This is a genomic window from Gimesia chilikensis (genome assembly GCF_007744075.1).
GTDB lineage: Bacteria > Planctomycetota > Planctomycetia > Planctomycetales > Planctomycetaceae > Gimesia > Gimesia chilikensis_A.
In genome coordinates this window covers 1,530,423-1,543,380 of record NZ_CP036266.1, presented here as the reverse complement: position 1 = coordinate 1,543,380, position 12,958 = coordinate 1,530,423, and the positions used below count along the sequence as shown (strand labels likewise).

Genomic DNA, 12,958 nt, shown 5'->3' with positions numbered 1-12,958 from the left:
ACCTCCCGGGCCAGAGGCAGATCGACTTTGACGCAAAACCATGTTTTGAACTAAGATAAACCATGCGGAGTTCCTTCTGCATCGTTATGTTACTCAATCAATTCCATGGAAGGCCGCACTGAATGTCTTACCTGCCACAATCCTCTTTCACCTGCCTGCTGGCACTCTTACTGACTCTACTGCTGGGATGCGAAGGGCAATCAACACCGCCCGCCACCACGGAAACAGCCACCGACACGACTCCGCAGAGCACTGCTCAGACAGAACCAGAACCGTCAGCAGAGAAAACCCCGGCGGAAACAACCAGTCCCAAGCAGCCAACCGTTAAATCTGAGGAAAAACAGACTCCAGTCGCTGCGGGTCACACGCCCGCCAAATCGGATAAAACACCCCCGAAATCATCTGATACACCTCCGCCCAAACCAATATTCGAAGGCTGGCCCACTCCTAAACTGGCTATCGTCCTGACCGGCGAACGCCATGGATACCTTGAACCCTGTGGTTGCACACAAAACCAGACAGGCGGCGTCTCGCTCCTCGCTAATCTCTTCAAGCAGATTGAAGACCGTAAGTGGCCCGTCACTGCCTTTGATCTGGGCGGTCTGGTCAAACGCAACCGTCGACAGAGTCAGATCAAATACGAAACCATTCTGGCTGCCATGAAAGACATGAAGTATGGCGGAGTGGCCCTCGGACCGGAAGAACTTCGTTTTGGAGCCGACATCTTTCTGCAGTTGCACAATCCGGATCCCCCACAGCCTGATACCACACCAACCTTCCTCGCGGCAAATCTCCTGGTCCTGGAGACACCCGAACTGGGCAAAACCAAATTCAAAGTTGTTGAGACGAATGGCGTGAAGATCGCCGTCACATCCATTCTGGGGAAAAGTCGCAAAGGACAGTTTCCGGACATTACCTGGCAGGAACCCGCCAAAGTTTTGCCCGAAGTCATCAAAGAAATGCAGGCCACCAAACCAGACCTGATGTTACTGCTGTCGCAATCCAGCAAGGATGAATCCAAGGAACTCGCAAAACAGTTCCCCGACTTCGACATTCTGCTCACCGCCGGCGGAGTCGAAGACCCACTGGGAGATCCCGAGTATATTGGCAAAACGATGATGGTCGATGTGGGACACAAAGGGAAAAGTGCTGGCGTGGTCGGTTACTATCCCGATGCCGATGCCAAAGGCGATCCCAGGAAACGTTTCCGCTTCACGGTCATCTCTCTCGACCGACAGCGGTTTAAAGAAACACCGAAAATGGCCGAACACATGCAGTTCTATCAGGATCGCCTCAAGCAGGAAGATCTTGCCGCCAAAGAACTGCCGATTGACCACCCCCGCGGTGCGACCTTCGTCGGAGCGGAAAAGTGTGGTGAATGTCACACCAAAGCCTATGAAAAATGGTTAACGACCGCCCACGCCCATGCCTACGAGAGCCTGATCAACGGCCGAAAAGACCAGATCGAACGGGGAGATAAAATCATCTCCCGCATCTATGATCCCGAGTGTCTCTCCTGCCACGTCACCGGCTGGCATCCACAGGAAGTCATCCGCTACAAAAGCGGCTTCGTCAACAAACAACAGTCACCGCATCTGCTCGGACAGCAATGTGAAAACTGTCATGGCCCGGGAAGCGGACACATTGAACTCATCGATATGGACAAAGTCGAAGAGGCCAAAAAGGTCATGCGGGTTACGCTTGCCGAAGCAAAGAAAACGACCTGTTATCAGTGTCACGATCTGGATAACAGCCCCAAGTTTGAATTCGATTCTTACTGGGAAAAGATCAAACACCCCTGGCGGGATTAATTCGGTACCAGTTGCCCAACACTACAGACTTCTACTTTCATTAGAGACGTTCCCCCATGCTGGAAATCGAACAGAAATTTCGAATCCCCGATCAATCGCAGCTGCTTGCGCAACTCGAACAGATTGGCGCTGAGCAGGGTGCGACGCTGGATCAGGAAGATTACTACTTCGCTCATCCCAGTCGGAACTTTGTCGAAACCGATGAAGCTCTCCGCATCCGCCGGATTGGCACAGAGAATCACATTACCTACAAAGGCCCGAAGCGTGCCACGGTCAGCAAGATCCGCAAAGAGATCGAACTGGCGTTCGAAACGGGTCCCGAGGCTCTGGCCCAGTTGAAAGAGATGCTCGAACTCCTCGGCTTCCAGCCCGTGCGAAACGTAAAAAAACAGCGGACCCCCTACTCTTTTCATCATGAGCAGCGGCACTTCGAGATCACCATTGACGAAGTCGAAGGGCTCGGCACCTTTGCCGAGGTAGAAACTCTGGCAGAAGAAGCGGAACTGGAACAGGCCGAAGCTGCAGTCATCCAGCTGGCAGAACAACTGGGGCTCTCATCCCCCATCCGCACCTCATACCTGGGAATGTTGATGCAACAGGCTGAGGACTCCTGAACGGAAGCGGTCTTCTCCATTTTTTCATCGTTTTCCGGCCAATTAGTACTTTTCAGACTGCGGAAAATCTGAAATAATTGCCGACAGCTATAAATGTCTCATGTTTGCCGTTGTGACAGGAGTTAATTCAAGATAATATATCTTTGTCCACAACAGGCACTTCTTTGAAAACCATGGGTCGAGACGGCGTTCAATAATAGGCGTCCCCGCAATTCTCGATAAATTAGGCACTTGCTTCGCCTGACGACTCGAACTCACTTGCGGGGCAATTGCATATTATTGAAGGAAGACCTCAATGGCCGCTAAAGCAAGATCAAAACGGGCTACTACCCCTCCCGCTCCCAGCAACAACGGAACCAAAGATTCCGAAGGGATGCTCAAAAACGCCTTGGGACAAATCGAACAGGCGTTCGGTAAAGGCTCCATCATGAAACTCACCGGGGAAAACGCCCGCGCAGTCCCCTCGATCGCCAGTGGTGCCCTGTCCCTTGACCTGGCCCTCGGAGGCCATGGATTTCCCCGTGGTCGTATTATCGAACTCTACGGACCGGAATCCAGCGGTAAAACTACCCTGGCCCTGCACGTCATCGCTAACGCCCAGAAAGAGGGCGGCATCGCCGCGTTTATCGACGCCGAGCATGCTCTCGATCCCGTCTGGGCCAAAAAACTGGGCGTCAACATCTCCGAACTGCTGGTCAGTCAGCCGACCTACGGCGAAGAAGGCCTGCAGATTGCTGAAATGCTGATCAAATCCAATTCGGTCGATGTCATCGTTGTCGACTCGGTCGCCGCCCTGGTCCCCAAAGCGGAACTGGATGGCGAAATCGGTGACTCACACGTCGGCCTGCAGGCACGTATGATGAGCCAGGCCATGCGAAAACTGACTGGTGCCATTTCCAAATCCAAAACGACTGTGATCTTCATTAACCAGATCCGTGAAAAGATCGGCGTCATGTTCGGCAGCCCCGAAACGACTCCCGGCGGTCGCGCACTCAAGTTCTACAGTTCGGTCCGCGTTGACGTCCGTCGTATCGCGACGCTCAAAGACGGTGACACCGTGACAGGCATTCGCATGAAAGCCAAGATCGTCAAGAACAAAATTGCACCTCCCTTCCGTATTGCTGAGTTTGACATGCTCTCCACCGGAGGCATCAATTTCGAACTCGACCTGCTGGACCTTGCCGTGGAAAACAAAATCGTCAAGAAGAGCGGCAGCTGGTTCAGCTATGGTGAAACGCGACTGGGCCAGGGACGGGACCGTTCCAAGGCAGTGCTCGAGGAAAACCCCGAACTCTGCCTGGAGATTAAACAGAAGGTCCTGGAAGCCCAGGGACTGGTTGCCTCCACTGAAGAAGAACTGGAACCGGAAACAGAACCAGAAGCTGTCGAGGCCTGATCCTCTCGGCTGGCACAGCCAGATAAAAACACCTGCTAATGATGAAACGACCTTGATGCCCTATGGGTATTCAAGGTCGTTTTGCATTGGGTTCTGTACGAAAACACTGTAAAATAAGGACTATTCGAATATCAGCGATTTCGCTTTCCGCATGATTTCTGTTCCCGACGCTCTACTCTGAGGCAAAGTATGTCTGCAGCTCTGAAAAATCTGATTCGCTTTCATCACACGCTGATTTGCCTCATTACCATCAGTGTCTGCTGGTTCTCTTTGCCGTCGCGACATCTGCACGCTCAATCGCCCGATGCCCGCGCTGTCGCCTTTGCTGTCCAGCAGCAGCTGGTCAAGGCAATTGAGAAAGCAGAACACTCCGTCGTCGCGATCTCCAAAATCAAAACCCGCAAACAGCAGTTCCAGTCGCGCATCCCCGCTCCGTTCGGACTCGATCCCAATCAGGATCTGAATCTGAGCCATGACCCGCAGGATCTGAATTTTATTCCCACCGAATTCGGTTCAGGTGTGATCATTCCGGATCCCACCAATCAGCAAAGGGTATTGGTGCTGACGAATTTCCACCTCACTCAGGGAGGGCCGATCACGGGGCAGAAAAAAGTTCCCGAGTACCGCCTGTACGTCCACACTGAGGACCGCCGCGGATTCTATGCCACGCTCCTCGCTGCCGATCCGAGAAGTGATCTCGCGGTTCTGGTTCCCGCAGGACGAGTTGCGACAGATGCTTCCCGCCCTCTCAAACCGGTCCAGTATGGAAACACGGAATCAGTCCGTAAGGGACAGTTTGTGATCGCACTGGGGAACCCTTACGCCATTGCCCGTGATGGTTCACCGAGTGCCAGCTGGGGCATTGTAAGTAACTTCCACCGCTACCCCGTCCCCATATTTAAAAACTTCCTGAATCAGGAGCTGTCCAAGAAAGAAACCATCCACCACTTCGGAACCCTGTTACAGGTGGACACACACCTCGACCTGGGAACCAGTGGCGGGGCTCTTCTCGATCTGGATGGTAATCTGATCGGAGTCACAACGTCCCTGGCCGCTCTGGAAGGTTATGAAAAATCGGCAGGCTACGCGATTCCCATCGACCCGGATACGCGGCGGATCATCGACAGCCTGGCAAACGGGCTCGAACCGGAATACGGTTTTCTGGGGATCACCCCCGGCACCCTTGATCGCAGTGAAGCGAACCGAAATCTCGCCGGTGCTGTCAATCTTACAGAGTCGAGCTACGTTCAGACAAGCGGCGTCAAACAGCATTCACCGGCCCAACAGGCAGGATTGCGCACCGGCGATCTGATCCTTTCAATCAACGGTAAGCCGCTACGTAACGAACTTGACCTGATGCGTGAAGTAGGGAAAGCAGGCGCGGGGACCGAGGCAAAGCTGCAAATCTTGAGAGGAAAAAATCCGCGTGAGTTGACTCTGACAGTGAAACTGGGAAAATGGCCCGTGGCGGATGATGAAGGGATTGTACAAACCCGCTATCGGCATCCCCTCTGGCGCGGTTTAAGAGTCGATTATCCCACTGCCCGTGCAAAATATACGTTTAGTCCGTTCACTTACCCGCCCGCTGTGGTTGTGACACATGTCGCTCCCGACAGTCCCGCACAACAGGCCGGGCTGACAGAAGGAACGTTCATCCGCCTGGTCAATGATCAGCCGGTACAAACCCCTGACGCGTTCTATCAGGAAGCACAACGGGCCAGCACTTCACCGGTAACATTACAACTTCTGGATGACCGCAAGGTCGTTCTTCCAAACAGTAAGCAATAAGAAACAATGAAAACAGACGAACTTCGCGAGAGTTATCTTTCCTTCTTTGAAGAAAAAGGCTGTGTCAGAAGACCATCCGACGTTCTGGTCCCCCGGGATGACCCTACGGTTCTGTTTACTCCCGCCGGGATGAACCAGTTCAAAGATCAGTTTCTGGGCGTAGGCAAGCTGGAGTTCACGAAAGCCACCACCTGTCAGATGTGCCTCCGCACCGGCGATATTCAGAACGTCGGCGTCACCGCTTACCACCATACCTTCTTTGAAATGCTGGGGAATTTCTCCTTCGGCGATTACTTCAAACGCGAAGCCATTCACTGGGCCTGGGAATACCTGACCTCGAAGAAATACCTGGGCCTCGATCCCAACCTGCTCTCCGTCACCGTCTACCTGGATGACGATGAGGCCTACAACATCTGGCACGATGAAATCAAGCTTCCCGCCAACCGCATCAGCCGCGAAAACGAACACGAAAACTTCTGGCCCGCCGGTGCTCCTTCGGATGGCCCCGATGGAGTCTGCGGCCCCTGTAGCGAAATCTTCTACCACCCCAACGGCGGTAAAGACAACGTTGAAATCTGGAACCTGGTCTTCACCCAGTTCAACCGCGTTGGCGATCCGCCCAACAATCTCAAACCGCTGCCTAAGAAAAACATCGACACTGGCATGGGGCTGGAACGTACCGCCTCCGTTCTGCAGGGCGTACGCAGCAACTTCGAAATCGATACGCTGAAGCAACTCTGTCTGGCAGCCGGCGATGTTGTCGGCACCGGCTATGGATTCGACAAACCAACGGGCCGTCCGCTCCGCCGTATCTCCGATCACGTTCGCGCCATCACCTTCAGTATCCACGAAGGAGTTAACCCCGGTCGCGATAAGGAAAGCTACGTCGTTCGGCAGCTCCTCCGTCGCGCCCTGCTCGAAGGCTATCTGCTCGGCAAACAGGAACCGTTCCTGTATCAACTGGTGCCGGCTGTCGTCGACATCATGCAGACTCCCTACCCGGAAATCGCCAAGACTGTCGAACACGTACAGCACACCATCAAGGAAGAGGAAGAACAGTTCCTGGGCGTCATCGAAAAAGGTCTCACTCGCTTCGAAGGCTTCCTGAAAAAAGCCGAACAGGAAGGCAAATCGGAAATCGCCGGTGAAGACGCTTTCGACCTGCACCAGACAGACGGCTTCCTGATCGAACTCACCGAAGCTCTCGCTGCTAAAAACAATATCAGCGTGAATCGCACGGAATTCAACAACCTGATGCAGCAGCACAAGGAAGGCAGCGGCAGTGGGGCATTCCTCGATTCGGTTATGTCAGAAGGTCCGCTGACAGCTCTGCACAAAACCACCAGCGACACGCAATTCAAAGGCTATGAAACCACCGTTGATGAAGGCACTGTCGTCGGCATTATCGCTGAAGATCGCCTGGTGGAATCCGTCGTGGAAAAGGGCCATGCCCATCCCGTCGTAGTCGTACTCGATCAGACCCCCTTCTACGCCGAAGCCGGTGGTCAGGTGGGAGACACGGGTTACCTCGAAGGAGAAGGCCTGAAATTTGAAGTCGTGAATACCCAGCGTAACGGCGGATTGATTCTGCACATCGGCCATCTGCTGGAAGGCAAACTGGAACAGGGACAAACCCTCAAAGCAACAGTAATCGAACCGCGCCGGTCCGGCATCCAGCGTGCTCACTCCGCCACTCACCTGCTCCATCACGCCCTGCACACCGTCATCGGCGACAGCGCCATGCAGCGGGGGTCGAAAGTCGAACAGGACACACTTCGCTTTGACTTCTCACACAGCAAGGCACTCACACCCGAAGAAATCAGCCAGGTCGAAGACATCATCAACCAGCGGATTTCCGAAGGCGCCTCTGTCACCACCCAGTTGATGAAACTGCAGGATGCCCGCAACCTGGGAGCCATGGCTCTCTTCGGTGAGAAATATCCTGACAATGTCCGCGTGGTCCAGATGGGTGACTTCAGTATTGAACTCTGCGGGGGAACCCACCTCACCAACACGGGACAGGTCGGGCTCTGCAAGATCGTCAATGAAGAACCGGTTGCCAAAGGCGTTCGTCGTATCCACGCTTTAACCGGCCCGAAAGCCCTGGAAAAGACGCGCAACAGCGAAAAGCTGCTGCAGGAAATCGCCGGTCAGCTCAAAGCGCCGCGACTCGATGAACTTCCCCAGAAGATCGCCCATCTGCAGGACGAAATCCGGGAAATGAAAAAACAGCTGCTTAAGTTCTCCAGTAAATCCCTGGCGGGAACCGCCGATGAACTGCTGGATGAAGCCCCTGTCGTGAATGATGTCAAAATCGTGGCCTACCATGCGAAAGATGTCTCACGCGATCAGTTGCGAGAACTGGCAGATCACCTGCGGAAGAAAGGCAAACAGGTCGCACTTATTCTGGGTACCGAGATTGACGGCAAAGTCGCTTTGATGGCCGCCGTTAACCAGGAACTGGTAAAACAGGGACTCAAAGCCGGTGACTGCGTGAAAGCGGCTGCCAAAGTGGTCGGCGGAGGCGGCGGTGGTCGTCCCGATATGGCCGAAGCCGGCGGTAAGGATCCGGAACAGCTCGACGCCGCTCTGAAAACCGGCGCAGACTACTACCGCAGTCAGCTCGAAGGTTAACTTTGACGCGTTGAACGCCTAGAGCAGCTTACGACGATTCAGCTCAGCGACGACATGTTGCACAATCTGCGACACGTCGCTGGCGCTGAGATCCTCGCTGACTCCTGTCGCACAGCCACCAATGGGCTCATTGGTGAAGCCATGCTCAGACAGCATGCACTGCAGAGTACGTCTTAAAGTCACGATGTCCGTTTTCTGCTCCGAGGTAATCGGCTGACGTCCCTGCCCCATATTGAATCCACGCAGTTCCACCGCGGCCCGGAACCCTTCCGGAAACTCAGCGGAATAGATCATCGTATCGAACAGTGTCAGCAGATCGTATTGCACACGACGGGCTTCATCGAGCTGACCGGAAGTGGTCAGGTCATACAGCTTGCGTGTCAGCTCCGGCACGACACCAGAACTCGCATTGGTTCCCCCGTCTGCACCAATCAGCATCAACGGCATGAGTGCCGCATCCCAGCCTGTCAGAAATGAGAATTCCGGACGGTTGGGCCGCACGGCCTGAATCATACGAATCATGTTGGGCAGATCGCCCGAGGAATCTTTGATCGCCACGATCTTTTCACATTCTTCTGAAAGACGCTGGATCGTTGGCACATCGATCGGACTCGCAAACATCGGAATGTTATACAGTGTCACATCGATGGGAGTATTATCCCCAATTTCCTTAAAATAGGCATAAACAGAAGCCGGGCTCAACTTGTAATAAAAAGGAGCCACAATGGCGACTGCCCGAATACCTAGTTCGTAGTAGTACTCGCAGGCCTTGATTGTCTCCCGCACATTGGCTTCCGCAGCACCGGCCAGAATCGGCACACGACCGCGTGTCTGATCCGCAATGATGGCTACAATTCGTTTGCGTTCTTCAGGAGTAAAACGAGTGAATTCCCCCGTAGAACCGTTGGGATACAGCCCATGAACTCCCTTTTCGATCAGCCAGTCAATATAACGACGTAATTCCGGCTCATTAATCTCGCCACGAGAATCGTAGGGAACCAGGTTGGGAGTGAAGATACCACGGAGCTTGGTCTCGGACTGCATGTTGGGGGACACCTATACTGAAAATCAAACAGGACTGGGAGTTTGAAGAATTTAGGTGAAGTATAACATATAAATCAGCCCGGGGACACGGATTCAGACCTCTTCTCGTGACTCTTCCGGCGACTCGGAGGGGTCCTCAGAATCGGAATCCGTCTGATCCGATTCACCTGCGCTCTCCGTTTCTTCCTCAGATCCGTTATCCCTGCTGTTAAACTCCTCAGCCGTCACCCCCGCTTCCAGCAGGGCCTTCGCCTCGGTCTCCGCGGATCGGCCATAGAAGAACAGAATCAGGAACAGCACCACCAGACCGACCGGTAACAGAATATAAGGCTGAAATCCGAAGCCCACCGGCAGATACCCGAAGAGCACCGAGACTCCCGCGACTGTCAAGGCGTAAGGGATCTGGGTCAGCACGTGATCCAGATGGTCAGAACCTGATGCAGCCGACGACAGAACCGTCGTATCGGAGATGGGAGAACAGTGATCGCCAAAAATAGCGCCAGCCAGCACACCACCGATGGTTCCCAGCATCAAGTGATGATTCGGATCGGCTTCATTCAGTGGCACCAGCAGACTGTACGTTAGTGAGATCGACAAGGGCATTAACAGGCCCATGGTCGACCAGGAACTGCCGGTTGCAAAACTGACGACGGCTGCCAGCAGAAACGTAATCGTAGGCATCCAGTTAGGGGACAGTTTTTCAGAAAGCAGTTCCACCAGCACACCGGCGGTATTCAAGTGCTCCTGATCACAGACGGTTGCCACCGCCCAGGCCAGTACCAGAATCAGGATCGCCAGGAACATACTCTTGGCCCCGTTTGCCCATGCCTCTACGCATTCACTCAACGGAAGCGATTTGGAAAGGCTGCAACTCACGACCGCTGCAATGGAAGCCAGAAAAGAGGTAATCAACAGCACACGGTTGGGAGAAGAATGCTCAAGCACATTTTGAAAATTGACTTTGAGTTCTGCTTGCCCCATCTGTTCCCGTTCCAGATTGAGTCGGTTAATCTCGATCGTCCCCGTCCACCAGAGTCCGATCATAGCCAGCCCCAGTAATACCACCAGGGGGACCAGTGCATTCCGCAACAACTGGCGTCGCGCGAGCTCACCACTTTCGGCATGCCCCTCTACTTCCGTCACATTAAACCGCCCGGGACGAACCAGTTGCCCATAAGCGATGGCCCGTGTCTCTGCTTTTAACATCGGTCCAAAATCATTTCCGATGTAAGCCACCAGCCAGACAAACGCCAGCAACTGTAACGGATAGAACCGGTAAGGCAGACTGTATAAGAAGGTCGTATAGTAGTCCCCGGTCATCCCCAGACTTGCGTAGGTATCCGCGATATATCCGATCTCGACACCAACCCAGGTGGAAATAATCGCAATTCCCGAAACGGGGGCCGCGGTTGAGTCGACCAGGAAAGCGAGCTTTTCCCGCGAGACTTTCATCCGATCGGTAAATGGTCGCATTGAACTGCCGACCAGCAACGAATTCGCGTAGTCATCAAAAAAGATAATCAACCCCAGAAACCAGGTCATGACCTGGCTGTGCTCTCGCTTTGATGCATAGCGGGAGAGACGATTGACCAGAGCAGCCGTACCTCCCCCTGCGGACATCACACCGACCATCGCTCCCAGGAACATCGTAAACATGATGATCATCATGTGGGAATAACTGGTACTGCCTGGTTCGACAATCTCATGGATCACGAACGTATCCAGCGTATGCACGAATCCCAGAAACAGGTTTCCATGCGATAAGATGACAGCCCCCACCCAGATACTGACCAGCAAAGCGAGGATAATATTCCGAAACCAGATCGCCAGTATCACCGCAATCAAAGGAGGTAACAGGCTCAGCCATTTGGAAATTCGATAAACTTCCACAGCGCCTGACCGACGCTGGTCAGGATCCACACGGATGACATCGCTGGTAATGTAGACCTTTCGATTCTCCGCGAGATCCGTTTTAAGCTCCAGCACTCCATTTTTAAAAGGCGGCAGTGCCGTGTCGACTTCATGGACCCAGAGCTCAAGACCGACAACTTTTTGAGGATGCTCAGAAAAATCGGTATCCAGGCTACCATCCAGATTAAGCGCCCGGATTGTGACCTGACTCACGGGAATATCGATCACAGCCACATTGGGCGCTTCAATCTGGTAGCGTGCCGGCTCCTGTTTGAGTGGCACCTCCGCAATCGGCGCGGTCTGCCCCAGCAGGCTGGTGATAATAATCAGAAGTGAATGAGTCGCCGCCATCGTCCCTCAGGCTGCTGAGTGATTCTAGGATTGGGACAGAGCCTGTCCGCGTCAGATCAGACGTTCCATTTCTCGTGCAAACATATTGAAACGGATCATGATCCGAACCGCAAGCGATGATTTCCAGAAACACATGTTCGCTGCGCAATCACCGCCGACAGATGTGAAACTGGCTAAGCTACCGAGTTATCTGGCTTCTCAGCGGGCCAGTAAAGATGGAAGGTGACCCCGCGATCGGAGTTAGTTTCTGCAGCAATCGTAGCACCGTGCTGCGTGGCAATCCGCCAGCACTTGGACAAACCAAATCCGAGCCCTCGTCCCGCCTGTCGTGCCGAGTAAAACGGATCAAACAGGTGGATGCGCTCTTCCTCTGTCAGACCCACCCCCTCATCAATGACCCTAAGGTGAATGAAAGGCCCTGACTCCGTCTCAAGCGGGGAGGCGCTGATCTTAATCTGGCCACCTGCTTCCATCGCCTGCAGACTGTTCAACAGCAGATTACTCAACACGACTTTCCACTGTGTTTCATCTGCGTACAGGGACAGCGACTCAGCAATGTTGACCTCTAGCTGTACTTTCCCTTGATTGATTTCTTCCTGTAAGCTTACGAGCACGTCATCAATGGTTTGTGAGAGCGACAATGTTTCAGGTCGGGGAGCAGGCGGGCGGGCGAACAACATCGCATCACCGATCATATCCCTGACCCGGTAAGCCTGTCCGCCAATTGTCGACAGGGCCTGCCGACGTTCGGGGTCAGTCTCTGATTTGAGCAGCATCTGCACCCGCCCGACGATGGTCGCTACGGGGTTATTGATTTCATGTCCGGCCCCGGCGGCAAATTCCGCCATCGCTTCCAGCTTATCGACATCAGGGATAATCCATTCCGCTGTGGATGCCACCTGCCCTGACCCCGATTCTGCCTGTAGCAAGGCTTGATTCAATACACGCTGACTCACATCCAGCAATTCAGAAACCAGAAGATCAAACCCGTCTCTCACACTGGGAGTAAATAGAAACAGGCCCAGCATCGTTTCCCGATGACAGGCCTGATAATAAGCGCGTGCAGGTTGATCCGATATTTCGGCAAAAGAATGAGCCTCATTCATTAAGGCGTGCAGCCGTTCTTCGCGGGAAGTCCCGGGAAGTTCGGGAACAATCTCACGATGCACAGAAGAGGCTTCCTGCTCCGAAGCATACAGCATAGCAGCCGAAAACTGAGAAGGCTCTGATTTCAGAACCCCCAGATAAACGGCAGCAGAACCTGTTACTTCACACCAGACTGAAGCGAGTTCACAAATGGTCGATCCCAGTGAGCGCGTGGGGATCAATGACCAGAGACGTCGATAGATGACAGCCGGTAAGTGAGTCTCTACGCTACCGGTCTCGCTCGACATCTGACACTCCCTGCA

General features: G+C 53.8%; 8 protein-coding genes. 5 read left to right on the top strand and 3 right to left on the bottom strand.

Annotation, left to right across the window (positions count from 1 at the left end; genetic code table 11):
• Positions 1 to 122 precede the first annotated feature (122 nt).
• From HG66A1_RS05955 to alaS, 5 genes are all read left to right on the top strand, one after another.
• On the top strand, positions 123 to 1,811 hold the full coding sequence (locus HG66A1_RS05955) for a multiheme c-type cytochrome (RefSeq protein ID WP_145181292.1): 1,689 nt from the start codon (positions 123 to 125) through the stop codon (positions 1,809 to 1,811).
• A 56-nt stretch (positions 1,812 to 1,867) separates the two neighbouring features.
• Complete coding sequence (gene cyaB / locus HG66A1_RS05950) at positions 1,868 to 2,425, top strand: class IV adenylate cyclase (RefSeq protein ID WP_145181291.1); 558 nt, start codon at positions 1,868 to 1,870, stop codon at positions 2,423 to 2,425.
• Positions 2,426 to 2,720: 295 nt separating this feature from the next.
• Positions 2,721 to 3,821: a recombinase RecA gene (recA, locus tag HG66A1_RS05945; RefSeq protein WP_145181290.1), complete on the top strand. Its 1,101-nt coding sequence runs from the start codon at positions 2,721 to 2,723 to the stop codon at positions 3,819 to 3,821.
• Between the two features lie 189 nt (positions 3,822 to 4,010).
• Positions 4,011 to 5,609 carry a trypsin-like peptidase domain-containing protein gene (locus HG66A1_RS05940; protein WP_145181289.1) on the top strand — a complete coding sequence of 533 codons (1,599 nt, stop codon included), beginning with the start codon at positions 4,011 to 4,013 and terminating at the stop codon, positions 5,607 to 5,609.
• Positions 5,610 to 5,615: 6 nt separating this feature from the next.
• Complete coding sequence (alaS, locus tag HG66A1_RS05935) at positions 5,616 to 8,243, top strand: alanine--tRNA ligase (protein ID WP_145181288.1); 2,628 nt, start codon at positions 5,616 to 5,618, stop codon at positions 8,241 to 8,243.
• Between the two features lie 18 nt (positions 8,244 to 8,261).
• Here alaS and HG66A1_RS05930 read toward each other — a convergent pair whose 3' ends face one another.
• The 3 genes from HG66A1_RS05930 to HG66A1_RS05920 form a co-directional block, all read right to left on the bottom strand.
• Positions 8,262 to 9,287 carry a dihydrodipicolinate synthase family protein gene (locus HG66A1_RS05930; RefSeq protein ID WP_145037504.1) on the bottom strand — a complete coding sequence of 342 codons (1,026 nt, stop codon included), beginning with the start codon at positions 9,285 to 9,287 and terminating at the stop codon, positions 8,262 to 8,264.
• Between the two features lie 93 nt (positions 9,288 to 9,380).
• A complete protein-coding gene (locus tag HG66A1_RS05925; protein WP_145181287.1) occupies positions 9,381 to 11,549 on the bottom strand; it encodes a Na+/H+ antiporter NhaC family protein in 2,169 nt (722 codons plus the stop codon).
• Positions 11,550 to 11,722: 173 nt separating this feature from the next.
• Positions 11,723 to 12,943: an ATP-binding protein gene (locus tag HG66A1_RS05920; RefSeq protein ID WP_145181286.1), complete on the bottom strand. Its 1,221-nt coding sequence runs from the start codon at positions 12,941 to 12,943 to the stop codon at positions 11,723 to 11,725.
• Positions 12,944 to 12,958 lie beyond the last annotated feature (15 nt).

What these genes read in the sequence shown, in the direction of transcription:
- HG66A1_RS05955 (WP_145181292.1), top strand. Translation starts at nt 123, where the DNA reads ATGTCTTACCTGCCACAATCCTCTTTCACCTGCCTGCTGGCACTCTTA.
- cyaB (WP_145181291.1), top strand. Translation starts at nt 1,868, where the DNA reads ATGCTGGAAATCGAACAGAAATTTCGAATCCCCGATCAATCGCAGCTG.
- recA (WP_145181290.1), top strand. Translation starts at nt 2,721, where the DNA reads ATGGCCGCTAAAGCAAGATCAAAACGGGCTACTACCCCTCCCGCTCCC.
- HG66A1_RS05940 (WP_145181289.1), top strand. Translation starts at nt 4,011, where the DNA reads ATGTCTGCAGCTCTGAAAAATCTGATTCGCTTTCATCACACGCTGATT.
- alaS (WP_145181288.1), top strand. Translation starts at nt 5,616, where the DNA reads ATGAAAACAGACGAACTTCGCGAGAGTTATCTTTCCTTCTTTGAAGAA.
- HG66A1_RS05930 (WP_145037504.1), bottom strand. Translation starts at nt 9,287, where the DNA reads ATGCAGTCCGAGACCAAGCTCCGTGGTATCTTCACTCCCAACCTGGTT.
- HG66A1_RS05925 (WP_145181287.1), bottom strand. Translation starts at nt 11,549, where the DNA reads ATGGCGGCGACTCATTCACTTCTGATTATTATCACCAGCCTGCTGGGG.
- HG66A1_RS05920 (WP_145181286.1), bottom strand. Translation starts at nt 12,943, where the DNA reads ATGTCGAGCGAGACCGGTAGCGTAGAGACTCACTTACCGGCTGTCATC.